This window comes from Halorarum sp. SLYT50, from assembly GCF_059821265.1.
The window spans coordinates 131,267-157,544 of record NZ_JCAMRW010000002.1 but is presented as its reverse complement, the minus strand read 5'-3'; the positions used below and the strand labels follow the sequence as shown (position 1 = coordinate 157,544).

At 69.4% G+C, this 26,278-nt stretch carries 26 protein-coding genes and 1 pseudogene; 15 read left to right on the top strand and 12 right to left on the bottom strand.

Features of this window, described 5'->3' with window-relative positions:
- Window positions 1-262: 262 nt before the first annotated feature.
- A complete protein-coding gene (locus tag AC6RUA_RS16350) occupies window positions 263-1,480 on the bottom strand; it encodes a Cdc6/Cdc18 family protein (RefSeq protein ID WP_499815812.1) in 1,218 nt (405 codons plus the stop codon).
- Window positions 1,481-2,153: 673 nt separating this feature from the next.
- Here AC6RUA_RS16350 and AC6RUA_RS16345 point away from each other — a divergent pair.
- Entirely contained in the window at window positions 2,154-2,834 is a 681-nt protein-coding gene (locus AC6RUA_RS16345) for a cyclase family protein (protein WP_499815811.1), read from the top strand.
- A gap of 97 nt (window positions 2,835-2,931) precedes the next feature.
- On the opposite strand, the gene AC6RUA_RS16340 is transcribed toward AC6RUA_RS16345, so the two are convergent.
- Both AC6RUA_RS16340 and galK read right to left on the bottom strand, forming a co-directional pair.
- Window positions 2,932-3,444 (bottom strand): SRPBCC family protein, encoded by a 513-nt coding sequence (locus tag AC6RUA_RS16340; RefSeq protein WP_499815810.1) that lies wholly within the window; start codon window positions 3,442-3,444, stop codon window positions 2,932-2,934.
- Between the two features lie 205 nt (window positions 3,445-3,649).
- On the bottom strand, window positions 3,650-4,822 hold the full coding sequence (galK, locus tag AC6RUA_RS16335; protein ID WP_499815809.1) for a galactokinase: 1,173 nt from the start codon (window positions 4,820-4,822) through the stop codon (window positions 3,650-3,652).
- Window positions 4,823-5,039: 217 nt separating this feature from the next.
- Between galK and AC6RUA_RS16330 the strand changes: the two genes are divergently transcribed.
- Complete coding sequence (locus AC6RUA_RS16330; RefSeq protein WP_499815808.1) at window positions 5,040-5,522, top strand: universal stress protein; 483 nt, start codon at window positions 5,040-5,042, stop codon at window positions 5,520-5,522.
- A gap of 58 nt (window positions 5,523-5,580) precedes the next feature.
- Here AC6RUA_RS16330 and AC6RUA_RS16325 read toward each other — a convergent pair whose 3' ends face one another.
- Window positions 5,581-5,811: a DUF7385 family protein gene (locus tag AC6RUA_RS16325; RefSeq protein ID WP_499815807.1), complete on the bottom strand. Its 231-nt coding sequence runs from the start codon at window positions 5,809-5,811 to the stop codon at window positions 5,581-5,583.
- A 120-nt stretch (window positions 5,812-5,931) separates the two neighbouring features.
- Window positions 5,932-6,213: an SDR family oxidoreductase gene (locus AC6RUA_RS16320; protein WP_499815884.1), complete on the bottom strand. Its 282-nt coding sequence runs from the start codon at window positions 6,211-6,213 to the stop codon at window positions 5,932-5,934.
- A gap of 6 nt (window positions 6,214-6,219) precedes the next feature.
- Here AC6RUA_RS16320 and AC6RUA_RS16315 point away from each other — a divergent pair, with 6 nt between their 5' ends.
- Together AC6RUA_RS16315 and AC6RUA_RS16310 are read left to right on the top strand one after the other, a co-directional pair.
- On the top strand, window positions 6,220-6,633 hold the full coding sequence (locus AC6RUA_RS16315) for a hypothetical protein (RefSeq protein ID WP_499815896.1): 414 nt from the start codon (window positions 6,220-6,222) through the stop codon (window positions 6,631-6,633).
- 683 nt (window positions 6,634-7,316) lie between these two features.
- Window positions 7,317-7,526, top strand: coding sequence for a hypothetical protein (locus tag AC6RUA_RS16310; protein ID WP_499815806.1), 210 nt, complete (start codon window positions 7,317-7,319; stop codon window positions 7,524-7,526).
- A 52-nt stretch (window positions 7,527-7,578) separates the two neighbouring features.
- Here AC6RUA_RS16310 and AC6RUA_RS16305 read toward each other — a convergent pair whose 3' ends face one another.
- From AC6RUA_RS16305 to AC6RUA_RS16285, 5 genes are all read right to left on the bottom strand, one after another.
- The gene (locus AC6RUA_RS16305; RefSeq protein ID WP_499815805.1) at window positions 7,579-8,625 is read right to left on the bottom strand and encodes a hypothetical protein; all 1,047 of its coding nucleotides are present in this window, start codon (window positions 8,623-8,625) and stop codon (window positions 7,579-7,581) included.
- A 139-nt stretch (window positions 8,626-8,764) separates the two neighbouring features.
- A complete protein-coding gene (locus AC6RUA_RS16300) occupies window positions 8,765-9,598 on the bottom strand; it encodes a GMC oxidoreductase (RefSeq protein WP_499815804.1) in 834 nt (277 codons plus the stop codon).
- Complete coding sequence (locus AC6RUA_RS16295; protein ID WP_499815803.1) at window positions 9,517-10,476, bottom strand: GMC family oxidoreductase; 960 nt, start codon at window positions 10,474-10,476, stop codon at window positions 9,517-9,519. Before AC6RUA_RS16295 ends, AC6RUA_RS16300 begins: the two co-directional genes overlap by 82 nt.
- Entirely contained in the window at window positions 10,476-11,372 is an 897-nt protein-coding gene (locus tag AC6RUA_RS16290) for a hypothetical protein (protein WP_499815802.1), read from the bottom strand. The genes AC6RUA_RS16295 and AC6RUA_RS16290 overlap by 1 nt, the downstream gene beginning before the upstream one ends.
- A gap of 133 nt (window positions 11,373-11,505) precedes the next feature.
- Window positions 11,506-12,018 (bottom strand): hypothetical protein, encoded by a 513-nt coding sequence (locus AC6RUA_RS16285; RefSeq protein ID WP_499815801.1) that lies wholly within the window; start codon window positions 12,016-12,018, stop codon window positions 11,506-11,508.
- A 169-nt stretch (window positions 12,019-12,187) separates the two neighbouring features.
- Between AC6RUA_RS16285 and AC6RUA_RS16280 the strand changes: the two genes are divergently transcribed.
- The 3 genes from AC6RUA_RS16280 (at window position 12,188) to AC6RUA_RS16270 (ending at window position 14,322) form a co-directional block, all read left to right on the top strand.
- Entirely contained in the window at window positions 12,188-12,832 is a 645-nt protein-coding gene (locus AC6RUA_RS16280; RefSeq protein WP_499815800.1) for a hypothetical protein, read from the top strand.
- A complete protein-coding gene (locus tag AC6RUA_RS16275; RefSeq protein ID WP_499815799.1) occupies window positions 12,822-13,676 on the top strand; it encodes a DUF5995 family protein in 855 nt (284 codons plus the stop codon). The genes AC6RUA_RS16280 and AC6RUA_RS16275 overlap by 11 nt, the downstream gene beginning before the upstream one ends.
- 85 nt (window positions 13,677-13,761) lie before the next feature.
- A complete protein-coding gene (locus AC6RUA_RS16270) occupies window positions 13,762-14,322 on the top strand; it encodes a hypothetical protein (RefSeq protein WP_499815798.1) in 561 nt (186 codons plus the stop codon).
- Between the two features lie 529 nt (window positions 14,323-14,851).
- On the opposite strand, the gene AC6RUA_RS16265 is transcribed toward AC6RUA_RS16270, so the two are convergent.
- On the bottom strand, window positions 14,852-15,487 hold the full coding sequence (locus AC6RUA_RS16265; protein ID WP_499815797.1) for a hypothetical protein: 636 nt from the start codon (window positions 15,485-15,487) through the stop codon (window positions 14,852-14,854).
- Between the two features lie 158 nt (window positions 15,488-15,645).
- Window positions 15,646-16,449 (bottom strand): helix-turn-helix transcriptional regulator, encoded by an 804-nt coding sequence (locus AC6RUA_RS16260; RefSeq protein ID WP_499815796.1) that lies wholly within the window; start codon window positions 16,447-16,449, stop codon window positions 15,646-15,648.
- A gap of 109 nt (window positions 16,450-16,558) precedes the next feature.
- On the opposite strand from AC6RUA_RS16260, the gene AC6RUA_RS16255 reads away from it, so the two are divergent.
- The 8 genes and pseudogenes from AC6RUA_RS16255 (at window position 16,559) to AC6RUA_RS16220 (ending at window position 26,274) form a co-directional block, all read left to right on the top strand.
- The gene (locus AC6RUA_RS16255; RefSeq protein WP_499815795.1) at window positions 16,559-17,626 is read left to right on the top strand and encodes an Ldh family oxidoreductase; all 1,068 of its coding nucleotides are present in this window, start codon (window positions 16,559-16,561) and stop codon (window positions 17,624-17,626) included.
- 50 nt (window positions 17,627-17,676) lie between these two features.
- Complete coding sequence (locus tag AC6RUA_RS16250) at window positions 17,677-17,799, top strand: hypothetical protein (RefSeq protein WP_499815794.1); 123 nt, start codon at window positions 17,677-17,679, stop codon at window positions 17,797-17,799.
- Between the two features lie 300 nt (window positions 17,800-18,099).
- The gene (locus tag AC6RUA_RS16245; protein ID WP_499815793.1) at window positions 18,100-19,293 is read left to right on the top strand and encodes a CaiB/BaiF CoA transferase family protein; all 1,194 of its coding nucleotides are present in this window, start codon (window positions 18,100-18,102) and stop codon (window positions 19,291-19,293) included.
- Window positions 19,294-19,363: 70 nt separating this feature from the next.
- The gene (locus AC6RUA_RS16240) at window positions 19,364-20,788 is read left to right on the top strand and encodes an MATE family efflux transporter (protein WP_499815792.1); all 1,425 of its coding nucleotides are present in this window, start codon (window positions 19,364-19,366) and stop codon (window positions 20,786-20,788) included.
- A 655-nt stretch (window positions 20,789-21,443) separates the two neighbouring features.
- Entirely contained in the window at window positions 21,444-21,752 is a 309-nt protein-coding gene (locus AC6RUA_RS16235; protein WP_499815791.1) for a hypothetical protein, read from the top strand.
- Between the two features lie 124 nt (window positions 21,753-21,876).
- Window positions 21,877-23,568: an ATP-dependent DNA ligase gene (locus AC6RUA_RS16230; protein WP_499815790.1), complete on the top strand. Its 1,692-nt coding sequence runs from the start codon at window positions 21,877-21,879 to the stop codon at window positions 23,566-23,568.
- A gap of 79 nt (window positions 23,569-23,647) precedes the next feature.
- Window positions 23,648-24,658: an MBL fold metallo-hydrolase gene (locus AC6RUA_RS16225; RefSeq protein WP_499815789.1), complete on the top strand. Its 1,011-nt coding sequence runs from the start codon at window positions 23,648-23,650 to the stop codon at window positions 24,656-24,658.
- A 111-nt stretch (window positions 24,659-24,769) separates the two neighbouring features.
- Window positions 24,770-26,274: pseudogene (locus AC6RUA_RS16220) on the top strand (ATPase domain-containing protein).
- Window positions 26,275-26,278 lie beyond the last annotated feature (4 nt).

The following is a 26,278-nucleotide window of genomic DNA, read 5'->3' as shown; positions in this document are numbered from 1 at the left end:
TCGGAGTTCCGGAGCGATACCGGGACACCACGTTTCCGGTGAAATCACGCGCTTGGACCCGTCGAGTTCCGCCCGAGGAACCGGTGACGAGGAGACGCGGTAGCGGTTCCGCCGACCCCACGCGAGCGTGTTTCACCGGAAGTCCGGTGTGCAGCTCAGCGCTCGGACGACGCCAAGTAGACACCCCCCGGGAGACGGTCTGGTGTCGCGCACACCGGATTTCCGGTGAACTGCACCCGAACCCGAGGACGGGCGGTCGTCGTCAGTCGATCGTGTCGGCGAGGACGTCTCTCACGACCCCGGGTTCTTCCAGGAGCGTGTGCTCGGTGTAGCTCCCCTCGGCGCTCCCGCCGCTGTGGCGGGACTGCTCGACGATGTCGAGGAAGGCGTGCTCCTTGAGCAGATCGCGGACGCGACGGAGCGACAGCGAGTCCGACCCTTCCTGTCGGCAGATCTGCTCGTAGAGTTCGTAGATTCGGGTGGTGCGGAACCCCTGGTTCTCCACGTCGTCGTCGGTGTCCCCGGGCCCGTTGAGCGAGAGCATCGTCAGCGCCTGGAGCACGTAGCGCGAGTGCGGCGTCGACCCTCGAATCAGTTCGCGGAACCGGTCGGTCTCGGCGCGCTCTCGCGCCTGCGTGATGAACTCCTCGCGGACGGTCGCCGCCTCCTCCGACTGGGCGATCTCGCCCGCGTATCGGAGGATGTCGATGGCCTTCCGAGCGTCCCCGTGTTCGCGGGCGGCGAGCGCCGCGGCGCGCGGAATGACGCCGTCCTCGAGGACGCCGTCGCGGAACGCGTCGCTCCGAGCGGTCATGATTTCGTTGAGCTGTGAGGCGTCGTACGGGGGGAAGACGAACTCCCGTTCACAGAGACTGGACTTGACCCGCTCGTCCATCCGGTCCTTGTACTTTATCTTGTTGCTGATGCCGACGACGCCGATCTTACACGAGGTGAGCTTCCCGGCCTCTCCGGCCCTGGAGAGTTGCATCAGGATGTCGTCGTCCTCCAGTTTGTCTATCTCGTCCAATAGGATGAGGACCACGTCGTACTCGTCGTCGAGAATCTTCCAGAGCCGCTTGTAGTACGTCGCGGTGCTGATACCCTTGTCGGGGATGTAGACGTCGGTACCCTCCCTGTTGACGCTGCTCGCGATGGTCTGGACCGCCTGCGTCTCGGTCCCGTCCTGCGCGCAGTCGACGTACGCGTGGGTCGCGCGAACCCCCTCTTCGTCGGCCGTCTCGACGAGTCGACTGGAGACGTACTTCGCGCACAGTGACTTCCCCGTGCCCGTCTTCCCGTAGATGAGGACGTTGCTGGGACTCTGGCCGAAGATGCCCGGGTTGACCGCGTTCGCCAACTGGCTTATCTCCTCGTCCCGGCCGACGATCCGTCCCTCGTCAGGGAGGTGGTTGATCTCGAGGAGTTCCTTGTTCACGAACACCGGGTCCTCCCGTATAAACAGATCGTCTGACTCGGACATGCTCTACACACCGAGTTTCCGGTGAATCGTGTTGACTCTTTCCCTCACGCGCACACACCACGTTTCCGGTGAAACCGCACGCGACGGTCCCTCCCCTCCACGGGAAGAGTAGGTAGTGGTTCACGGGAAACACGGGAAAACCCGGCATCCAGCCCGGGCGCGGTCTCGCGGAGACGGCGTCCGCCGCTATCAGTACTCGGAAAACACGCCGTAGGAGGGTCGCTTCGACTGGACCCTATCGGATACCCGAGCGACATCCATCGCTCTCCTAGTTGGTTAACGACTTAGTCAATGAACGGTTGGGGATGAGGGATGATAAAGGTACGTCAGACGCCGTTCGTCGACAGTCGCCGTGAACCTCCACGACGCCGGCTTTCCACCCCGGTTTCACCGGAAACGTGGTGTGTATGTGCCCGAGGTATCTGCCCGAGTATCGACACCGCCGCTGTCCGAGGGCCAGTCTCACCGGAAACACGGTGTGCGACGGGGGTGGCGTCGGTGTGTGACAGCGGGTGTGTGAGACGACTGGTTGCGACGTACGTGAGGCGACTGGTTAACCCGGACGTGGGGCGTCGAATCGACCGAGAGGCGGGATTCCACCGGAAACCCGGTGTCCGAGTGAAGGCGTACCGAATCCTCACTCGTTTAGTGTCGGCCGGACGAGAGGGGCCGCGTGAACCACCGCGACCTCACGCACGCCGTCGAAACGGGACTCCCCGTGTACCCGGGTGACCCTCCCGTGACAGTCGAACCACACGCGACGATTTCCGCGGACGGATACCGGGTCTCCGCTATCGAGTGCGGAAGTCACGCGGGGACGCACGTCGACGCACCGAGTCACACCGAGCCCAGCGGTCGGAGCATCGACGACTTCGACGTCGACCGGTTCGCGCTCGACGCAGTCAAGGTGGACTGTCGGGGCCTCGCCTCACGGGAACCCATCGAACCGGAGGCGCTCCCGACAGCCGAGGCGGACCTCCTCGTCGTTCACACGGGCTGGGACGAGCACTGGGGCGAAGACGAGTACCTCGACCACCCGTATTTGACGCCCGCGGCCGCCGACCTCTGCGTCGAGCGGGGGTACGACGTCGCCGTCGACACGCTCAGCGTCGACCCTACTCCGACGGACGACGCAAGGTCCGATGAATCGACCGGAGACGACCCGGAAGACGAACTGGTCGGAGACGACCCGGGAGTCCGGGCGCACCACGCGTTGCTCGGACACGACCGGCTCGTCTTCGAGAATCTGAGGGGCTTGTCCGGACTCCCCGAGCGATTCGAGTTCCTCGCCTTTCCGCTGAACCTCGCCGGCTGCGACGGCGCGCCGGTCCGGGCCGTCGCCCGCTACGACTGAGCCGTGGCGCGGGGGCCGCGGCACGTCCCTCGTTCGCCGACGGTCGGCGCCAACCGGTTCGCGCCCGGTTCGTCGAACCCGCGTGTGGTCCCCGGGACTACGCCGAGGTCGGCGACTTCGGGTCTCGACGCGGACGTGGTCGGGTCTCCAAATCGGACGATTCGAGGACGGCTTTCAGTTCGTCGAGTTCCGCGCGGAGTCGTCGCGTCATCCCCCACCGCATCAGTGGCGGGAACACGGTGAACAGGAACGCCGTGACCCGGCCGTCCGCGCCCGCTTCGACGGTACTGGTCACTCGAGTCGCTCCCCCCTCGTCGGTGAGCGCGAGTTCGTTCTCGAACGGGAACGGTCCCTCTCGCGACCGCATCGCGAGCCGAGTCGGCGCGTCGAGCGCCGTGACCTCCACTCGTGTCGGCGTCGTCCGGCCCGCGTACGTGTACTGGAACTCGTACACGTCACCGACGCTTCTGCCGTCACCGGAGCGCAGTCTCGTCTCGGACACCCCGGCGACCCAGTCGTCCATCGTGGTGAACTCCGAGAGATACTCGAACACGTCGTCCACACTGCGGTCGACGAGCACTGACGCCGACGCTCGGATACTCGGAACCATGGTTCTCAGACGTTCTCTCGGCTAATAACTGCGACACTCGATTCACGAACTGTGGGTTCCGACCACCTACCTCACCAGTGGGCGGGAGTCGCCCCGTTCGCCCAGAATCCATCCATCCTCGGAATCCATCCACCCGCCCGGAGTCCACCCACCCGCCCGGAGTCGACCCACTCGCCGACGGTCCGCTCTCCCGTCGACGCTCGACTCAGTTTGACGACAACTCCTCGACGTCGAGTCCCCCGCCGATCTCGAACGTGTACACGTCGCACTCGACGCCGGTCGCCGAGCGGTAGCGCTCGGTGACGGTCTCGGTGACCGACCCCCCGGTGTCGGGGTCGATGAGGGCGACGACGCTCCCCCCCCACCCTCCCCCGACCAGCCGGGACCCGTAGACGCCCTGGCAGTCGTCGAGGATGTCGACGACCGTGTCCAGTTCCTCACAGCTCACCTCGTAGTCGTCCCGGAGGCTCCGGTGGGACTCCCGTACGAGCGCGCCCGCGCTCTCCACGTCGCCGCGGGACAGTGCGTCCGCAGCGACCTCGACGCGGCGAATCTCGGTCGTGACGTGGCGCGCTCGACGGTCGAGCGGGGGGTCGAGTCGCTCGATGTACGCGTCGAGTTCCTCGGGCGTCACGTCCCGCAGCGACCGAACCCGCTTGCCCATCGCCGCGTCGAGCGCCGCGGTCGCCTCGTGACACTCGCGGACGCGGTCGTTGAACCCCGAGTCGGTCAACTCGTGTTTGACTCTGGTGTCGACCACGAGGAGGCTCACCGCGTCCGGGTCGAGCGGGATAGGTTCCACGTCGCGGGAGCGGCAGTCGATTCGGAGGGCGTGGCCGGGTTCGCCGAGCGCGCTCGCGAACTGGTCCATGATGCCACAGGCCATCCCCACCTCCTCGTTCTCCGCTCGCCAGCAGACGTCCGCGAGCCGTTCGGCGCCGAGCCCCAGCCCGTGTACCGCGTCGAGCGCGCCGGCGACGGCGACCTCGAGCGAGGCGGACGAGGAGACGCCGGCGCCGAGAATCATGTCGCCGCCGATAGCGAGGTCCGCCCCCACTTCCCGGTCGACGTCGCTCGAGAGGACGGTCGCCGTCCCGACGACGTAGGCGGCCCAGCCGTCCGCGTCGGCGCCCACCTCCGTTTCGATGCTCTCGTCCATCTGGGCGGAGTACGCGCGCACGACCCCGTCGTCGCGGGGTCGTGCGGCGACCGCCGTCGACCGGTCGATGGCAGCCGGCAACACCAGGCCGTCGTTGTAGTCGACGTGTCCGCCGATGATGTTCACCCGACCCGGTGCGCGCGCCCGAACCGCCGGTTGCTCGCCGTACTGGGCCTCGAACACGGCCGTGACGGCTCGCCCGTCGTCGTGACCAGTCATCGTCTCCGTTACCACCTCTACGGCTGTCACCTTGAATCCTTACCGGACGACGGCGAACGTCCTCGACTCTAGAGGACGACATCTCACCCCGGCGCGCTTCGGTCGGCCCACGTCGCTCTCTCCCGCATCGCCGTCCGCCTCACTCCACAAAAATTACTATAACTATAGTAAATTCACGAAAAGCCCTATATCCCTCCGCACCCTCCATGAGAACGCTATGAACGTACCCACCGAGCGCCCCGCGAACTCGACCGGGTTCGAAACCGTCCTCCTCGCCGTCGGCGGACGCGACGACGCTCGCGTCGACGCACTCGTCGAGGCGGTCGAGGAGGTGGCGGCCCCGAACGGTGCGACGGTCGTCGTCGGGCACGTGTTCGACCCGGACTCCTACCGGGAGACCGTCGAACAGATTCTCGGCACCGACACCGGACACATCGAACCCGACGAACTCGCGTCCCGGATGGCGGTCACCCGAGCGGTCGGCGACCGACTCGCGGAGTCCGTGGACTGTGTCCCCCGCGGCACGACCGGATCCAGCGGCGAGGGAATCGTCGACATCGCCGAAGCGGTCGGTGCAGACCGCGTGTTCATCGGCGGCCGGCAGCGCTCCCCGGCGGGGAAGGCCATCTTCGGGAGCACGGCGCAGGAAGTGATGCTGAACGCCCCGTGCCCGGTCACGTTCGTCCGCGACCAGGAGTAGCTAGACGAAACGCGCGGTCTCTCGACGCTCTCCGACCGGTCGCGCGCTCTCCCGCCCGTCAGTCGGCGTGCGTGAAGATGTACGCTTTCCCGTCGTCGACGCCCACGCAGAGGTCGAGCCGTTTCGAGAGGTCGAGGCTGGTCGGGTTCTGCTTGCAGACGACCAGGTCGTCGAACGGCTTTCCGCAGGCCGGGCAGGCGACCGCGACGGTGTTCTGGAACGACTTGATGGCGGTGTTCTCCTCGCGCGGCGTCAGCGAGGAGCGGAGTTCGTCGGTGTCGATGTCCATACTCCCGGGTACGACTGGGTCCTAATCAATCTCCGGACGCCCGCGCTCGCCGCCGTCGCGCACCGGGCGAGTCCTCCATCTCGACCGCTCGCTCTCACAGCTGTCGCGACCGTCCGCCCGTCACAACTGCCGTCCGACCGCGTTCAATCCGCCGTCGACGTCCAGCGTCGTCCCGGTGACGTACGAGGCGGCGTCGGCGGCGAGAAAGGCGACTCCCTCGGCGAGTTCCTCGGGTGGGCGTGGCGCTTCAGAATGGCCGGTCCGTTCTCGCGGCGCGTCGTCACCTCCGCGACGCGCTCCGTCGGTCGCGTCGCCGCGGTGGGAGTCGGTGATGGTCCAGCCGGGCGACACGGCGTTCGCCCGGACGCCGCCGGCATAATTACGTTCTCGAACGACGTTGATTTCAGTATGGACGTTCGCCGCTGGACCCCGTTCACGTACCTCGTCCCGGGCCGGTACGTCGACAGGGACGAGTGGTGGGAGCGGTTCGACCTGGTCGAGTGGTCGAGGTCGGAGTACGTCTGGACGGCCGACGACTGGAACGGGTTCCTCGACGTCGCCCAGCATCCGCGCGAGTGCGTCGCCAGCGGACGGGGCGACTGTGAGGACTACGCGCTCGTCGCCGTCTCCTGGGCGGTCGCACGTGACCGGGACGGCGTCGGACTCGGGTTCTGCTGGGACCGTTCCCGCCCGTGGCCGACGCACGTCGTCGCGTACGACGACGAGCGCGTGTACTCGTCGGGCGACATCGTCACGGGGAGCGTCGACGACTGGATACGCGACTCGAAGTACGTGTTCGCCCTCCGCCGCCGGATCACCTGACCTCCACGCGGACCCGACGCGACCACCCTGCGGCAACGCGACGCGCGAGGGTGGGTGCGGCCGAGTCGCCGGCGGGTCCGTCCGTCACGGCGACTCGCGACCGGTCGGTGCCGGAGCGGCCTCACGGTGGACCGGACCCGACTGCGATTCGAGTACTCTCTAAACAGCGTAAATAGCAGAGGTGGACGGAGGGACCGGAGAAGCCACCACGAGACGGTCTGTATCGAGCTATTTCTGAATAGCGTGAATACTGTGGATAGAATGAGTACGTCCACCACGAGACCGCACAGCGAGGCTTCCGTGCGGCCGCCAGCGTCGCCGTGGACGAGGTCGTCGACACGCTCGACGTCCCGACGGGGGCGACCCGAGTGCTGGATGTGGGGGTGGTCACAGCCTGTACGCGATAGAACTGTGCCGGAAGCACTCGTCTCTCTCGGCGACCGTCTTCGACCACCCCGAGGCACTGGCCGTCGACCGGGACGACATCGCGGCGGCCGGGCTCTCGGACCGGGTTGAGACGGCCGGCGGGGAGTACTGGACCGACGACCTCTGAACGGGGTACGACGTCGCACTCGTCTTCAACGTCGTCCACGCCCACGACGACGCGGAGAACGGACGACTGTTCGACCGCGTCGGGGGGGCGCTCGCGCCGCGGCGCGCGGAATGACGCCGTCCTCGACCAGTTGGCGGGGTCCGCCCGGACGCCGGTCGGCGCGACCGGACTCGGCTTCGTCGGGCTGACGTACCCGACGACCCTCGGCGCCGAACTCCACCCGTACGTGGAGGTGAGCGAGTGGCTCCGTACGGCCGGATTCACCGACGTGCGTCGGTCGTCCATCCGCCGGACGAGTCCGGGTAACACGCTCGCCCAGGCGACGAAGGCGAACGCGTGACCGGCGTCGGGGCCGGTTCGTTCAGACGAGCGTGTCCGTTCGGGTCCCGCGGTCAGGCGCGGTCGCCCGGCGAGCGGTCGACCAGCGACGCCACCGTCTCCACGGCGTACGGGACGAACCGCTCCGAGTAGCCCGCGGCGAAGCCGACGGCGAGGAGGAGTGCACCCGGGACGGGGTCCGCGTCGAACACCCGCAAGTGGAGGAAGACGTACAGGAACAGCGCGGATATCGCGCCGATGACTCCGCGAGCGAAGGTGACGGCGATGCTGGTAATCTGCTGGGGGACTCTCGTCGAGACGGGCCGCTGCCGCAGCGACAGCATGCCGAACAGGGAGGCGCCGATGACGCCCATCAACAGGACGAAGACGGCGAAGCCGGCGCGCTGCGTCTCCGGACTCGCCGCCAGCGCGCCGAACGGGGAGACGAGGAACTCGCCGAGGGTGGCGAGCGGGCTGTCCGCGTCGACCGCTCCCGCGGCGGCGAACTCCGCGAGCGCCGCCAGCAGGACGAACGTCGCCGTCGAGAGGATGCCCACCCACATCAGTTCGTTGAACTGCGACTGGAAGTAGCGCCGCCGTCGGTGGACGCTCTCGAACCGGTCGTCGAGGACGCGACTCGCCTCCCGGACGACGTCGCCCGTCAGGTCGGGTCTGAGCCGGCCGTCGGAGTCACACAGCAGCGCTTCGACCGCGCTCCGGTGGTGAGCGTCGAGGCCGGCGCGAGCCTCGTCGCGAATCCGCGTCGCCCTGGCCGTCAGCCCGTCCCCGCCGGCGGCTTCGAGCCCGACGATTTCGACGCGCTTCGCCGCGTGGAACAGCGCCCACCCGTCCTCGGTCCGGCTCTCGGCGAGCGCGCGCTCCGCTTCCGTCATCAGCTCCCGGCCACGGACCGCCCAGTTCGGGTCGGCGTCGAGGGCCAGGTCCTCCCGGACGGTGTCGGCCAGCCACTCGAACTCGGACCTGAACGCGGTGAGTTCGTTCTGGAGTCGGAGATAGCCGACGTCGGTCCGACGCGCCCGGGAGCGCCGGATTCGAGCCAGCACGCCGACTCGGTCGTCCCGCGTCGTCTCCAGTTCCGCGCCCTCCGTCTCGACTGCCATCTCTGTTCACTCCCGTACCTGTTACAGATAGTACGGTTCGTCCGAGTATAGTCGTATCTCCGCTCCGAACGGTGCGGGAACGCCCGTCACCGGGAGGATTCGCAACCGCGACTCGACGGTACGACGCGAGCGTCGTCGGTCACTCGAAGTAGCGTTCGACGATCTTGTCGGCCGTCCGAGCGGCGAGCGCCTGTCCGGTGTTGGTCGGGTTCGCGCCGCCGACCCCGTTCGCGAGCGCGCTGTGGTCGGCGACGAACAGGCGGTCCACGTCGTACGCCTCGCAGGCCTCGTCGACGACTTTCCCCATCCGCATCGTGCTGTGGACGTGCAGGGCGGTCGGCGGCGAGTCCGACCGGTGGACGTGTGAGGCGCCGGCCTCGCGGAGTATCTCCGCGGCGATTTCCGCGAGCCTGTCGCGGCGTTTGCGGTCCCCGTCGCTGGGTTCGTAGTTCACCAGCGGAATCGGCCCGTGTTCGTCGGCGACGCCGTCCGCTACCGACACGCCGTTTCGCTTCCACGGGCGGTCGTCGCTCACGACGAGCACCTGGAGCATCCGGCAGTAGTCCGACAGGAGGCGCTTGAGGTCCGCCCCGGCGAGGCGCCCCATCGTGTCCCACGGCGCGTTCGTCGTGTCGTTCTGGAACGCGAAGCCCGACGCGCTGGTGCCGAACCCGAGGATGGCACCGAGTCCGGGCGTCGTCCCGACGGTCTGGAGCATCCCCAGCCCGGGGTAGTCGAAGCGAGCGGCGATGTCCTGTCCCTGGTGCTGGTCGACGGTGTCCGTTCCGAGCGTCTCCTCCAGGTCGTCGGCGTCCCACAGGCCCATCACGTTGTCGCCGAAGTGGATGGTCATGCCGCGGCCGACCCAGTCGTTCCGCGGCAGGTCGGCGTTCAGCCAGAGGCGCGGCGTCTCGATGGCGCCCGCCGCGAGGACGACCACCTCGGCTTCGACGCTCGTCGTCTCCCCGACCACGTGTCGCGGAACGTCACGCCCGTCGCCGTCCGACGGTCGGCGAAGCGCGACTCCGTGTCGACGTCCGTCGCGAACGCGTTGGGGCGGACGGTGACGTTGCCCGTCCGCAGCGCCGGGGGGACGAAGCTGACGTTGCTCGCCCGCTTCGCCTTCTCCTCGAAGGGCGCGCCACGCGGGTGGGGGTTACCGGCGATGTTCCCGAGCGCGAGGGTGTCTCCCTCGACGTCGGGGTACCGGAAGTCGCCGTCGTATCCCGCGTCGACGTGGAGTTTCTCGTCCGGTTGCCGGATGGCGTTTGGCTGCGGTCGGTACCCCGGTTCGGTGACGTTCAGCCCGTCGAGGAGGTCCCACCCGGCGGCCGCCGCCCCCCGGAAGAACAGTTCCTCCTTGGCGGTGACGGGCGCGGGCGTCACCTCGCACATCGCCTCCATCTCCTGGTAGTACGGGACCAGGTCGGCGTAGTCGAGTGGCCAGTGTCCCTGCTCGTCGATGGACGCCGGGTACGCCCGCGGGTGACTACCGGTGTAGTGGAGCGTCGTCCCGCCGACGCCCGCACACTGGAGGATGGCGCCGTCGCCCGGGAACTTCCGGAACCAGAACCCCCGCTCGTGGTCCGCGGGGCCGAACACGAGCTTGTTCACCATCTCGAACTCCCGGGTCGTGAACTGCTCGTCGAGCAACTCGCCGCTCAGGTCACCGACGTCCGACGACGTCTCCCCGCCGGGGTCCTCGTGCGGTTTCGGCCACTGCTCGTTACCGTGGAACGGTCCCGCCTCCAGCAGGAGGACGGACAGCCCCGCCTTGCCGAGTCGCCACGCCGCGACGGGGCCGTCTCCGCCGGCGCCGACGACGACGGCGTCGTAGCGTCGGTCGACCATCAGACGCCCTCCGGGAACGGCTCCTCGTAGCCGCTCGTGTCGTACTCGTTCTCGCGGAACGCCCCCGACCGGTGCACGACCCGGACGGGCGAGGGGACGTCCGCGTCGATGGTCGTCCACGCCTCGCCGTCGCCCAGCGGGCTGTCGTCGCTCCCGAGGTACCCCCGGAGCGCGGCGTACCCGTCCGCGAATCCCGGGAAGTCGGTCTGTCGCCAGCTCTGGACCGCCGAGGGGACGTTCGGGTGGACCCGTTCGCTGGGGGGCTGCGTGAACTCGTCGTACCCCTGCCACTCGCTGTAGTATATCATCTCAGAGAACCCGACCACGAGCTGTCCGACCAGCCCGGCGTCCACCTCGAACAGCGTGTCGTCGAACGGAGTGATCTCGAGTTCGAACTCGTCGAGGATGGCGATAGCGCGAAGCCTGTCGCGCCGCGACAGCTTCGAGAAGGGACCGGCCGCGCGCCGGACGACCCACGGGGCGGGGTCGTCCGGCCCGAGCAGCGCCGTCACGCGGCGCTCGTCGAGGGGGGATTCGGTGTCGTTCCGCGCCCGCAGCGTCAGCGCCGCCGCGTCGAGGACGTGCGCTATCGGCTCCGAGAGGGGGAGGTTGCCCAGCGGCCCGAAGTGGGGCAGACCGAACTGGAACAGGTCGTTCGCGTACGTGACGAGGAACTCCTCGAGGTCCACCTCCAGCCCGCCGGGCACGTGTTCGGGCCCGAGTTCGTCCCCGAGCGCGGGCGTCGTCGGAATCACCGCGTCCACAACCGCTCGGAACGTCACCAGGGTGTGGACGTCCTCGTCCGGGTCGCCACCCCACCCGAGCAGCGACGACAGTTCGCGCCACGCGGCGTCGACCCGTCGGAGCAGTCGTCGCCGCAGTCGTTCGTGCTTCACGCCCTCGAGTGGCGCCGAACCGACAAATCCGTTTCTACCGATTAGTGGATGGAAGAACGCGTGGGCGTGGCGCTCCAGGGCGCTCCGGCCCCGAACGGGTCCCTCCGATACGGAAACCCGCCAGCGGACGACGCTACGCGGTCGTCTCGTCGAGGGCGGCGCGCTCCCGAGCGACAGCGGTCTCGCGTGCGGCGACCAGCGCCACGCCCGCCGCCATCGTCATCAGCGCGACGTACAGCGCCAGGAGGTCGACCGACGACTCGCCCTGCGCGACGGCGAGCACGAAGTTCGCGTTCGTCCCGAACAGCCAGGGGACGGTCAGCCCCGCCACCGTCGGCGTGTGCCAGTCCGCGAGCAACAGGAGTCCGAACGCCGCCTCGGACAGACCGGCGAGCAGGAACACCGTGTCCAGCGAGACGAGCGCCGTCGGCCACGCCGACGCGATGAGCGGGGCCAGATACGCCTGGTAGACGGCCGGCTCCAGTACCTTGTACCCGCCGCCCAAGAGGAAGGAGACGCCGAGCCCCCACCTGAGGACGTCGTTCGCGCTCCCCGCGTACGGGACCGCGACGGCGTCGAGGCGGTCGAGCAGGTTCGTGCGCGCGGTCGTCCCCGTTTCGGCCCGGTCGTCTCGTGTGGTCGCCATCTTCGTTCGCGGCCCGATACGCACCAAGAGGATTTAAATTATATCGATATATGAGACAAGTTTAGATAACTTCCGTGTACGGCCGCCGGTACGACAACGAGCGTTCACCGATAGCTCGAACGACCGGGCGTACGGATAATCTTTATATATTTCAATACATTATATTATTATGCTAGTCGAACGAACGAAGCGGGTCGTAGACCGGCTGACCGGCGGGCTCTCGGCGCGGCCGACGGACGAGACCGGGGGGAGCGCGTCGACCACCCCAGTCCGGTCGGCGGGACTCGCGAATCACGCGTACTACTTCGAGACGGGCGTGGGCTACTGGGTGGGGACGTTCGGATTTACGCTGACCGACTGGCGGGCGTTCCGGGCCGCTCGAATCGGCCTGCGAAACCGGGTGCTCGTCCTGGCGATGGTGGTCGCCACCGGTCTGCCGGGCGCGGCGAGAATCACGTCGCTCCTCGAGGGGTTCCCCGGGGAGGGACCCGCCGGCGTCGTCACCAACGAAGTCCGAATCCGGAAACTCGGACTCACGCTCTACCTGCTCCGGGAGCGCTACCTGCTCCACCCCGACGGCCGCGGCGTGACCGTCGACGCGACCGAGCGGTTCGGACCGGTTCCGTTCCTGTTCACGGCTCGGAAGGCCCACCCCGCCGAGGCGCTCGACGGCGGGCGGCGCGCCGTGTACTACCTGCCGCTGCTCGGTGTCGACTGGGTGGGGCAGTACCGGGTTCGCGGCGACGACCGCATCGAGTCGACGCTGTCGTGCCCGTGGGCCGAGGCGACGGAAGTGATCGAACGTGTCCGCTGACGCGGACCCCGCGTCGGCCGCGGCCGCGCGACGGGTCGAGGACCTCGCGGCCACGCTCGGAGAGTACCACCGGAAGTACGAGGCGGAGCGCGACGCTCGGGCCGTCTTCGCGTACACCTACCGTACGATGACACACGACCTGGCGCAGTTGCTGGCCGCGCCCGACGCCGGCTTCCACGACCCCGAGTGGGTCGGCGACCTCGCGCTGGCGTTCGGCGCGCGCTACGTGGCCGCGATGGACGCGCTGGACGACTGGCAGCGACTCCGTCCCGACGCCACCGAACCGGACGAGACGCTCTACGCGACGGTCTCCCGTCCGTGGGCCGACGTGTACTGGGCCATCTGTCGGGAACCATCGACCGTCCTCGAGGACCTCGTGTTCGCCATGGGCGCCCACGTCAGCTACGACCTCCCGTACGCGCTACTGGATGTGGGACTCGACCCCGACCAGTTGCGCGACTACCACCGGATGAACGACGTGCTGGCGTCGAACACCGACGCGATTCAGGACGCCGTGGTGACCCGCTACGACCCGCTGCTCGCCCGATTCGACCGGTTCGCCGGCGAGTCGGACGAACTCTTCACCGACTACTGGATTCGGGTCGGGCGCTCGATGGCGTGGTACAACGCCATGCGGCTGGCGTCGCCGCTCTCCCGGTCGGAGGCGGAGGGGTCCATCGCTCGGACGACGTTCTACCTCATCCGGTCGGTCCGCTCTTCCGCCCCGTGGCCGCTCCGGTGGAAGTCGCGGGCGGTCCGAACGCTGTTCGAACGCACCCGCCGGTGGCCGGACGCGTCGTTCGTCTCACCGGAGGCCACGATTCCGGTGGCGGCGTTCGAGTGACGGTTTCGGGGGGCGCGTGGCCCCTGAACGTCCCAGCTCCCGAACGGACGGCGATATTTATTATTTTTACTAACGTTTGTTCGTTATGATTTCGCGGCTCCTCGGTACCACCGAGCGGTCGGAGCTCTCGACCGACATCGAGCGGATTCGTCACCTCCCGGAGGGGCCGCTGAAGATGGCCAAACTGGCCCTCTGGTGGGTCCGGAAGACGGTGTTCACACGCCCCAAACCGGACAACCCGGCCGTGTTCGTCCGGCTGTCGGAGCGCGAACTCGTCGCGCTACTGGGCGGGGCGTACTTCGAGCCGGGGTGGGAGTTCTCCTACAGCTACCGGAACGAGAAGCTGAACATGCGACGCGTCGAGTACGTCGCCGACCACCCGCTCGGTTTCGAGTGGTGGCAGGTCCACGTACGGGGGTACCTCCACACGGCGGGCGACCGCTTCGAGGAGGACACGTTCGAACTGGCGCCCCACTTCGAACTCGAACCGACGGAGTACCCGACGGCACACGTCAACCACGTCGGCCTCGAAATCGAACGCGGGGCGACGGCGCTGATGGAGGTCCTGGACGCCAGCGGCATCGAGTACGAGTATCTCCACCCCGACGGGCGACCGGCCGAGCCTGGGGTCGAACCGCCGGCGTGAGTCGTCGACTGGGCCGCCTCACGTCGGCAGCCGACACCCCGTGTCCGAGTCGGCTCCCCCCGTGGTAGTCGTCCCCCTCGACCACCGTGACCGGGCCGGCCGCGCGACAGAAAAGGCCGCGCGGCCAGTCCGGACTTGAGCGTACCTCACCCGCTGACGGGAGCACGCGGTCGTGCGACCGCACCCCGACCTGCGAGGTTTCGACTGATAAATCTGCCTCCCTAAGAATCGTTTCTGAGAACTCGGGGCGCTGATAAGCTACTTGGGTGGGGAGCCCCGAGACTTTTGCACGCTCCCTGCGCCGTGTTACCGGGGAACGCGCTCCCCACCTGGCCCGGAGAGTCGCTCGCCACCGCCGAACGTCGCGCCGGAGTTCCGTCCCCGGAGCGGTACCGAGTCGGTCCCCGCCGTTCGGGTCCGGCCGTCTCGACGCCGGTCGGACTCGAACACTCTCGTCCAGTCCGCGTCGTCGGAGAGTCCGTCCACGGGTTCTCGAGGTTCCGCGGTGACACCGGCGTACAGCGTCGCGTCAGTCGAGTCGGACGCGGCCCGAACGCAGTCGGCGTCCGACCCAGACGGACCACAGGACCGTCCCGCCGAGAGCGACCAGGGCGCCGCCCGCGAACGCGGGGTGACCGGGACCCCACGCGAGCAGGCTCGCCCCCATCGTCACTCCGCCGACCCCCGCTCCGACTCCCGCCCACCCGACCCGCCGGTCGACCGTTCGAACGGCCAGTTCGAGACCGCTCACCGAGAGCAGCCAGACGCTCCGCGCGGCGTTCCCCACCTGCGGCGCGACCAGCACCGACCCCGTCACCACCGCCGGGTCGCCGGCGCGCGCCGTCCAGAGCCAGACCCCGACGACCAGGGACGCCGCCAGCCCCACGACGCCGACGACGAGGACGAGCGAACTCGGCGTCGGGGCCGCCGAGCGGTGGAGTCGGTGGAACGCCCACGCGACGAGGAGGAGGGGACCGTTGACGAGGACGACGGCGAGCGTGGCCAGTTCGCCGTACGCGCCGCCCTCGGACAGCCAGAGGACACCGGTCACCCCCCCGAGCAGGTACCCGGCCAGACTCGCGTACGCGGCCAACCCCGCGTACCGGAGGAGCGGCCGTCCGACGGCGCGCTGTGGCCGCTCGGAGGCGGCCGCTGTCGACTGCATCACCGCCTCCGCTCGGTCGGTGCTGCGCGCCGTGCGCCGAGCGAGCGACCGAGCCAGGTGTTCTCCCTCGCGCTCACCCGTTCCCGCGTCAGTCGGGTCGAGTTCATCTCGCTCTCCGTAGGGTCGGTGACGGGATAACGACGCTTCGTGAAATCCCTTCAGCCCGTGTCGGGCTCGCGCCCGAAGTCGTCGGGACCGAGTTCGGAGGCGCGACTCCGCAGCGTCTCGAACGTCGCGTCGAACCAGGCGCGGACGGCGTCGTCGTCCGTCTCCACCTGCGCCCGGGCGACGTTCTCCTCGTCCGTGACGAGGATGGCGACCGTCCCGTCCAGCAGCGCGGCCTCGACCGCCACCGTCCCCTCGTACCGGTGGGCCTCCACGCGCTCCGAGTCGAGGAGGTCCCGCGCCCACCCCGCCATCTCCGGGTGCTCGCGGAGTCGGTCGACCGCGCCGGCCGAGAGGACGGCGTCGACCGTCTGGCCCCCCTCGAGCACCCCCTCGCGGAGTGCGTCGAGGACGAGCGGGGTCGCCATGCGCGTGATGAAGCGAACGTGGCGAGCACCCCGGAGGAGTTCCACGGGCCGCTCGAACGGCGCCATCGGGTCGTTCGGGTCCGGGACCGTCACTCTCGCGTCCTCCAGCCGGCGGACGTCGAACCCGAGTTCGGGGAGGTGCGGGGCCACGGCACGGAGTTTTCCCGCCGTCTCGACGGTGGTCTGCAGCCGCGAGAAGTCCGCGGCGACCGCGTCGCCGGTCGCCGTCGTCAGGTACTCCTCGCCCGCGCGGCGAATCCACCCCCGGTCGAGGAAGTCGTCGAGGGCCCGCCCGACGGTCACCTTCGAGACGCCGGTCGTCGCCTCCAGTTCGTCGCGCGCCTGCTGACGGGCCGACAGCGCCTCCAGCACGGCGACCCGGTTCGCCGACCGCGCGAGGAACTCGACGTCGTCGAGCGGCCGCGTCATGTGAGAACGCACTGCGGTCCGTGACAATAAATCCGCCCGCGCCCTCCGGGGCCGTCGTTCCGGTGCGGCAACACGGAGATTCATGTCGCTGCCCGATTCAGAGGGACCAATGCCGACCGTAGACCCCGACTCGCTGCGGACGTTCGCCGCTCGAACCGTCGAGGCGTGCGGCGCGGACGCGGACACGGCGACGGTAGTCGCAGAATCGCTCGTCGACGCGGACCTCGTCGGGCACACGTCCCACGGCGTCGTCCGCCTCCCCAACTACGCGGAGAGCGTCGACGACGGCGAGATAGACCCGACGGCGGTGCCGACGGTCGAGTCCGCCGGTCCCTTCCATCAGGTCGTGGGCGGCGACGCGTACGGGCAACTGACCGGCCGGCGGGCGGTCGAGTTGCTGGTCGAGACGACCCGCGACCGGGGCGTCGGCGTCGTCGGCGTGCGCAACTCCGGCCACATGGGCCGCATCGGGGAGTGGGCGGAGCGCGTGGCCGACGAGGGGTTGCTGTTCGTCTCGTGGGTCAACCTGCAGGGCGGCTCACAGCGCATCGCGCCCCACGGGACTGCCGACAGGCGACTGGGGACGAACCCGCTCACGTTCGCCGTCCCCGCGTTCGGGGCGCTGCCGTTCAACCCGGTGTTCGACGGCGCGACGAGTCAGGTCGCCCACGGGAAGATAATCGAGCGAGACGGGACCGACGAGACGCTGCCCGACGCCTGGACCGTCACCGACTCGGGGGCGCCCGTCGAGCGAGCGGCCGACTTCGAGGAGGGCGAGGGCGCGTTGCTCCCGCTGGGCGGGCGGGAGACGGGGTACAAGGGGTTCGGGCTCGCGACCATGGCCGAACTGTTCGCGGCCGTCGTCGGCGACGGCCCCGTCGCCTCCGAGGAGCGCCAGGAGTGGCTGGGCAACGGTGCCGCGTTCGTCGCCATCGACCCGACGCTGTTCTCGCGGCCGGACGACGTCGAAGGCCGGATGGTCGAACTCGCGGCACACCTCCGGTCGGCCACGCCCATCGACGACGACGAGGTGTTGCTGCCGGGCGAACTCGAGCATCGAACCGCCAGCCGTCGGTCCGAGGAGGGCGTCCCGATGCGGGAGACGGTCGCGGAGAACCTGCGTTCGCTCGCCGACTCGCTCGGCGTCGAGGACGCTCTGCCGGCCGGACTCCGATAGCGTCCGGTAGCGCCGCGTCCGAGGAACGCTCACGATTACATGGCCGACCCGTGTCCGTCCCGACAGTCTCTGACGGCCTCCACCCGGCGGGCGTCGGCACGCGCGCCGGTATCTCGCTCGAACAGGCCGGCCGATTCGAATCGGAGCAGTTCGACGAGGGCGAGACCAGATAACCGCGCACAGCGCGGCCGTCGACAGTCGCTTCGTGGCGTGAAGTAGAGCAGACAGCACGAACAGAACAAATAGTCTAAATAGCCTAAATAGCGACTCCGCGGCTCGGCTCCGGTGCAGGAGGCGTCGTCCTCACCGTCCGTTCCGTTCTGGTCGCCTCCCCGGTGCCCCGGCCGGGGAAAGAGTTAGTCCGCCGGCCGAAGAGTGGCCTCTATGAGAGCGCGGTCTCATCACACGGAACCAGCGGACGAGCGGAGGGTACCCCTCCGAGCGACCACCGCCAGCCGGCGGGGAGCGGGTCGATGACCGGACCGCTGTCGGGGGTGCGCGTGCTCGACCTGACGCGCGTGCTGGCCGGACCGTTCTGCACGATGGTCCTCGGGGACCTCGGCGCCGACGTCGTGAAGGTCGAGATTCCGGACGTCGGCGACGACGCGCGCGCGTTCGGGCCGTTCGTCGACGGCGAGTCGGCCTACTTCGCGAGCGTCAACCGGAACAAGGCGAGCCTGACGCTCGACGTGAAGACGGACGAGGGGGACGCGATTCTCGCCGACCTCGTCGAGACGGCGGACGTGCTGGTCGAGAACTTCAGGCCTGGGACGCTCCCCGGACTGGGGTTCGACGAGGAGCGCCTCGACCGCCTCAACCCGGACCTCGTGTACGCGGCTATCTCCGGGTTCGGCCGCACGGGTCCCGACAGCGACCAGCCCTGTTACGACGCCATCGCGCAGGCGCGGAGCGGGCTGATGAGCATCACGGGTCCCGACGCCGACCACCCCACGAAGGTGGGGACGTCCGTCTCGGACATCTCGTCGGGGCTGTTCGCGACCATCGGCGTCCTGAGCGCGTTGTACGCCCGCGACGTCGGAGACGCGGGCGGACAGACCGTGGACGTGGCCATGCTCGACAGCACCGTCGCGTTGCTGGAGAACGCCGTCGTCCGCTACGTCGCCTCGGGGACCCCGCCAGCGCCGCTGGGGAACAGACACCCCTCCATCGTCCCGTTCGAGTCGTTCGAGACGGCCGACGGCGACCTCGCGGTCGCGGCGGGCAACGACGACCTGTGGCGGCGCCTCTGTCTCGCGCTCGACCGCGAGGACCTGGCCGACGACCCCCGGTTCGAGACGAACCCCGACCGCGAGGCGCACTACGACGACCTCCGCCCGCTGCTGGCGGAGGCGTTCGCCAGGCGTCCGACCGAGGAGTGGATGGAACTCCTCGACGCCGCGGGCGTCCCGAACCACCGCATCAACGACGTGGCCGACGTCCTCGCGGACGAACAGCTGCGCGCGCGGGGAATGTTCGCCGAGGTCGGTCTCCCCGGCGGGGACGAGACGGTGACCGTCCCCGACAGCCCGGTCAACCTCTCCGAGACGCCGACCCGGACGGCGGGGAGCGCCCCGGCGCTCGGCGAGGACTCCGAGCGCCTCCTCGTCGAGGACCTCGGGTACGACCGCGAGCGCGTCGCGGACCTGCGCGAGGAGGGCGTGATTTGAGTCCGAACCGTTCCCCGCGACGCGGGTCGACCGGAGCGGATTACCGCACGGCGGTCGAGAACGCCGGGTAGTGGCCGACACCGACAGTCGGGTCGACATGACGACGGGGGCGGTGACGCCCCGCCTGTTCGCGCTGGCGTGGCCGCTGGTCGCCGGCAACCTGCTCCAGACAGCGTACAACCTCGCGGACATCTTCTGGGTCGGCCGCGTGAGCGCCGAGGCCGTCGCCGCCGTCTCGCTCATGTTTCCCACCTCCTGGATGTTCGTCTCCGTCGCGATGGGGCTGACCGCGGCGGCCAACGCCCTCGTCTCACAGCACATCGGCGCCGGGAACGAACGGGACGCGGAGCGCGCCGTCGGGCAGACGGTCCTGCTCGCCGTCGCCGTCGCCGCGGTGCTCGCCGTCGTCGGCTACCTCGGCAGGCGACCGCTCGTCGCGCTCATCGGCGCGGAGGGGGCCGTCTACCGCATCGCCGTCGCGTACATCGAGGTCATCTTCCTCTCCATACCGTTCACGTTCCTGTTCTTCGCGTTCCGCGCGGTGTTGCGGGCGGCCGGCGATACGCGGACCGCGATGTGGCTCGTGGCCGTGAGCGCCGGGCTGAACATCGTCATCGACCCGCTGTTCATCCTCGGGTTCGGTCCCGTCCCGGCGATGGGCGCGCGCGGGGCGGCGGTCGCGACGCTCGTCGCGCGCGTCGCCGCCGCCGTCGCCGGCGTCTACATCCTCCTCGACGGTGGCTGGGGCATCCGGCTGCGCGTCGCGGACCTGACGCCCGACCCGACCGTCCTGCGCCGCCTCGTCGACGTCGGCTATCCCGCGACGTTCGACGGCCTCACGCGGAGCGTCGCCGCCGTCGCCTTCGCCGGCCTCGTCGCCCGCTTCGGCGCCGCGCCGACCGCGGCGTACGGCATCGGGCTCCGGTACATGTCGGTGTCGTGGACGGTCTCGGGCGCCGTCGGGCAGGCGGTGGCGACCGGCGTCGGACAGAACCTCGGCGCGCGGACGCCCGACCGGGCGGCGGAACTCGCGTGGAAGGGGACGGGTGCCACGATGGCGCTCCTGTTCGCCGTCGGCGGACTCCTCGCGGCGTTCCCCGCGGGCGCGATGCGGCTGTTCATCGACGACCCGGCCGTCGTCGCCGAGGGGGTCACGTTCCTCCGGGTCATCGCGCCGTTCCTCGCGGTGCTCGGCGGGCTGATGGTCATCCAGGGGGCGTTCCGGGGGGCGGGCGACACCCGCGTCGCGTTCGTCCTCTCGCTGCTGTCGCGGTGGGTGTTCCGGATTCCAGTCGCCTGGCTGCTCGCGTACGCGCTCGCGTGGGACGCCGTCGGGCTGTGGTGGGCGCTCTCGCTCTCCGGGCTCTGCTCGTTCCTCGTCGCCGTCGTCTGGTTCCGCCTGGGTAACTGGGAGGCGGGAGTCGTCGATTCGGGCGGGACACCGGTCGACGCCGCCGACCCGGCGGAGGCGGACGAGGAACCCACGGTCGACTGAACACGGCCCGTCGGCGTCCCGCCGACTGCGCTCGCCTCCCCGAACGCCGGTTCCGGCCGACCCCTGCCGTCGGTCGTCCCTCGCTACGACAGCGACGCAGCGTCACTGAATCCACGTGTCGTCGGACGGCGTTCGACCGTCGTGGAACCTACCGCCGTCCACGAGGGGAGAGACGCGACCGGAGACGAGCACCGTTTCGCGTTCGTGGCGCCTGGCGACCGGCGTCCGGCGTCGCCCGTGCGTCCGCCGCCGCACCCGTCCACTGACGGCCGTTCGCCGGCGCCGAGACGGGCACTGATTCTCGGCCGCGCCTTCCATACATTTTTAATATGAATCGGTGGAATAATGTGGCGGGCCGGCATCACTCCACTATGCGCTACGACGGTTCAGCCGCTGACGCTACCCCCTCCAGGCCCCTCCACCGGTCGGTTCACGCCCGCATCGGTTCCTCCGACTCCGCTTCGCCGTACCCTCGGGACGTCCGAGAACACACGCTCGAGGCGCCCGTTCGCGGCCGTCGACTCGGATTCGCGCCCCGTGTTGTTGGAGTCCTGGCCGGGAGTCACGCTCCCCGCTCGGGGACCACCGCCGACCGGACCGACCGTCGCGCCGGCGGTTCGCGGGCGGCGGCCGTCGCTGTGGCGGTGGGCGACTGATGCGTCGTTACCGCTGTGACGACTGCGCGGAGGTCGTCTCGGCGCTCTGGTGGGAATCCGGCGGCTTCGGGGTCGGGTGCGACTGCACCGTCCTCGCGTCGTTTCCCGAGGAGATGACGCAGTTCGAGGCGCCCGACTCGTGGGTCGTCGAGCGGCGCGACTGTTGCGGCGGCGTCGACGCCACGGCGCTCGACCCGTACTACGACGAACCCGACGCGGACTTCCGGTGTCCGGACTGCGGGGCGACCTACCGCTGGGACGGCGCGATGATGAGCGCACCGGACGCCGACTCGGCGGCCGTCCAGTAGCACACAAAGGTCCCGGCCCCGCGTTCGCTGCCCGGTCGGCCGACGCGCTCTGACGCCGTCGAATCGCCGCACTGCGCGCGCGCAGTCCCTGCCCTTATCGCCGTCCGGCCCGTAGCCGACACCGATGGAGTACGGCGCTCTCGTGGACGTGTACGACCGCCTCGACGCCACGTCCTCGACGCTCGAGAAGACCGACGTCCTCGCCGAGACGCTCGCCGAGGCGGGTCCCCTCCTCCCCCACCTCTCGTTGCTCCTCCGCGGCCGCCTGTTCGCTCCGTGGGAGGCGGACGAACTGGGCGTCTCCTCGTCGCTCACGACGGACGCCGTGGCGACCACGACGGGGGTCGACCGGGCGCGCATCGAGTCCTGGCGGCGCGAGACGGGCGACCTGGGCGACGCGGCCGCGCTGGCGGTCGAGAACCGGAAGCAGGCGACGCTCGTCTCCGACTCGCTCGACGTGGAGACGGTGTTCGCGACGCTCCGGGGGTTGGCCGCACACGAGGGACCCGGGAGTCGCGGACGACGGGTCGACGACGTCGCGGACCTGCTCGCGGACGCCGACCCCGACGAGGCCCGATACGTCGTCCGCACGGTGCTCGGAACGATGCGCCTCGGGGTCGGCCGCGGCACCCTCCGCGACGCCGTCGCCCGGGCGTTCCTCGACGACTCGCCGGAGGCGGTCGAGGCGGTCGAGCGCGCCTACCGGGTGACCAACGACGCGCGCGTCGTCGCGGAGACCGCCCGCGACGCGGGGTACGACGGTCTCGCCGACCTCGACGTGGAACTCTTCCGGCCGGTCCGGGCGATGCTCGCGGAGAAGGCCGACTCCGTCGCGGACGCTCTCTCGGGGAGGGACGAGTCGCTCGTCGAGTACAAGTACGACGGCGTCCGCGTACAACTGCACGTCCGCGGCGACGACGTTCGCGTGTTCACCCGCCGGCTGGAGGACGTGACGGCGCAGTTCCCCGACGTGGTGGACGCCGTCCAGGCCGGCGTCGACGCGCGGAGCGCTATCGTCGAAGCCGAAGTCGTCGGGCGCGACCCGGAGACCGGCGCGGTCGTCCCGTTCCAGCGGCTCTCGAAGCGCATCAGGCGCGAGACGGACGTCGAGTCGACGGCGTCGGAAATCCCCGTGACGGTCCACGCGTTCGACCTCCTCTATCGGGACGGCGAGTCGCTCCTCGACGCGCCGCTCGCCGACCGGGTCGACCGCCTCGACCGCGTCCTCGACGCTCCAGGCGACGGCGCCGACCGCGAATTCACCGGACTCGGTCGCGCGACGGGAGCCCGTCTCGACGCCGTCGAGACGGCCGAGTCGTTCTACGCCGACGCGCTGGACGCCGGTCACGAGGGGGTGATGGTGAAGAACCCGGACGCGGCCTACCAGCCCGGCGCCCGGGTGGGCTACATACTGAAGGTGAAACCGACGATGGATCCGCTCGACCTCGCGGTCGTCGGCGCGAAGTGGAGCGAGGGGCGAAAGAGCGACTGGCTCGGACGGCTCCGGCTCGCCTGCTGGGACGCCGACCGGGAGCAGTTGCGCGAGGTCGGTCGGCTGTTCTCGGGACTGACGGACGACGAACTCCGCGAGGTAACCGCGAAGCTGGAACCGCTCGTCGAGTCGGTGGACGGCCGCACCGCGACGCTCCGGCCGGAGGTCGTCGTCGAAGTCGAGTACGAGGAGATTCAGTCGTCGTCGACGTACGACTCGGGGTACGCGCTCCGCTTCCCCCGGTTCGCCGGCTTCCGGGACGACCTCTCGCCCGCGGACGCCGACACCTTCGAGCGCGTGACGCGTCTCTACGAGGCCCAATGAGAGCCGAAGCCGCCGCCCCGCGCCGGTCGTGTCGACCGGCGAGAACGCCGATCCCTCGGGGCACGGAGGGGAGACGCCGATGACCGTCGACGGCACCGTGAGCCTGCGCGACGGGGTGCGGTTCGACCTCTCCACCGGCGAGACGGTGGTGTTCGACGCCCGGGAACCCGACGGCGACACGGTCGTGTTGAGCCACGCCCACGGCGACCACCTCTACTCGCGCGCGCCGGACGGCGTCGTCTGTTCGGACCTCACCGCCCGGCTTGCCGCCGCCCGCCGCCCCGACGAGGGACCGGTCGAGCGCACCACGGCGCCGAACGTCGAGCAGGTGCCCGCCGGCCACGTCCCCGGGTCGCGCGCGACGCTCGTCGACGACGACGGGACCACGTACCTCTACACCGGCGACCTCTCGACGCGCGACCGGTTCCTCCTCGACGGGTTCGACCCCGGGGCCGTCGCCGCCGAGTGGGACGTGGACGCGCTGGTCGTCGAGACGACGTACGGCAAACCGGAGTACGTCTTCGACGACCAGGGCGCGCTCGAACGGCGCGTCGTCGACTGGCTCGACGACGCGTACGAGACGCCCGTCCTCCTCTTCGGGTACACGCTGGGCCGGGCGCAGGAACTGGAGTTGCTCGTGGGGCGCTCCGAGCGGGACCGCCTGTTCGTCACGGAGGCCGTCGAGCGAATCAACGACGTCGTCGGCCCGGCGTGCGGCGTCGACTTCGGCGCCGAGCGGTACCGCTCGGAGGTGACCCTCGGGGCGGGCGACGCGCTCGTCCTCCCGGCCCAGACGAGCACGCTCTCGTTCGTCGACCGCATCGCCGAGCGAACCGGCGCAATCACGGCGGGGTTCTCCGGGTGGGCGGTCGCGGAGTCGTTCAAGTACCGCGGCGGTTACGACGAGACGTTCGTCCTCTCCGACCACTGCGACTTCGCCGAACTCGTCGACGTCGTCGAGACGCTCTCGCCCGAGCGGGTGTACACGCAGCACGGCTTCGCCGACGAGTTCGCGACGCACGTCGAGACGGACCTCGGCGTCCGGGCGCGGTCGCTCAAGCGGAATCAGACGTCGCTCGGGGAGTTCTGAGCCCCCGTCCACGCCTGGAACGTGTTCGCGATACTGACTCTGGCAATTTGTGTTACGAAGAGTGGTTGGAATTATACACTCGACGCTTGAACCCGGCTACAGCAGCGACCCATGCCAGCCGACACCGACACCGATTCGAGGGGGAAGGGGGGCGGTCGAACGAACGGCTCGACCGGGGTGGGGGGACTCGACACGGTCCTCCACGGGGGCCTCATTCCCGAACGGAGCTACCTCGTCAGGGGAGAACCGGGAACGGGCAAGACGATTCTCGGCGTGCACTTTCTCACCGTCGGAGCGCAACGGGGTGAGACGGCGTTGTTCATCAACCTCGAGGAGACGACCGCCGACATCAGGCAGAACGCGGCGGCGCTCGGGTTCGACCTCGACGCCGTCGACTTCCTCGACCTGAGTCCGAAGTCCGACTTCTTCCTGGGCGACCGGGGGTACGACGTCTTCGAACCGAGCGAGGTGGAGCGCGACCCGGTGGTCGACGCGATAACCGAGCGGGTGGCGGAACTCGACCCCGACCGCGTGTTCGTCGACCCCGTCAGCCAACTCCGCTACCTCTCGCCCGACGAATACCAGTTCCGCAAACAGGCGCTGTCGTTCATGCGGCTGCTCAGCGAGGCGGGGGCGACGGTCCTGTTCACCACGCAGGCGACCGACAGCACGCCCGACGACGGGCTCCAGTTCCTGAGCGACGGGACGGTCGAACTCGGGTACGCGTCGACCGGGCGGACGGTCAGGGTCCCCAAGTTCCGCGGGTCGGAGACCGAGAGCGGCGACCACGGGATGGCGATAACCGACCGGGGACTCGTGGTCTACCCGGTGCTTTCGCTCGGCGAGCAGGAATGGGAGTTCGACCCCGAGACCGTCTCCTCGGGGGTCCCGGAGGTCGACGAGTTGCTCGACGGCGGACTCCACCGGGGGACCGTCACGGTCGTCAGCGGCCCGACCGGAGTGGGGAAGACGACGCTGGGCACGCAGTTCATGAAGGAGGCGGCCGGTCGGGGAGAACACTCGGTCATCTACCTCTTCGAGGAGTCGGAGGCGACGTTCGTCCGGCGTCGGAGACCGTCAACATCCCCGTCTCGCGGATGCGCGAGCGGGGGACGCTCAGCGTCGAGGAGGTCGAACCGCTCCAGGTGTCCCCGCAGGAGTTCGCCCAGATGGTGCGCCGGGAGGTCGAAGAGGACGGGGCCGACATCGTCATGATAGACGGCATCGCGGGGTACAAACTCGGGCTCCAGGGGCACGAGGAGGAACTCGTCGCACACCTCCACGCGCTGAGTCGCTACCTCCAGAACATGGGCGTGACGGTCGTCCTCATCGACGAACTGCCGGACGGCACCGGGGAGTTCGAGGCGACGGACGCCGACATCAGCTACCTCGCGGACGACATCGTCTTCCTCCGCCACGTCGAACTCAAGAGCGAGTTACGCAAGGTCATCGGGGTGTTGAAGATGCGGACGAGCGACTACGAGCGGACGCTCAGGGAGTTCGAAATCACCGAGTACGGTATCTCCGTCGGGGAACCGCTCACCGAACTCCGCAGAGTCCTGAGCGGCACACCCGAGTGGACGGGCGCCGACGACCGGACCGCGGAGGACGAGTAACCGG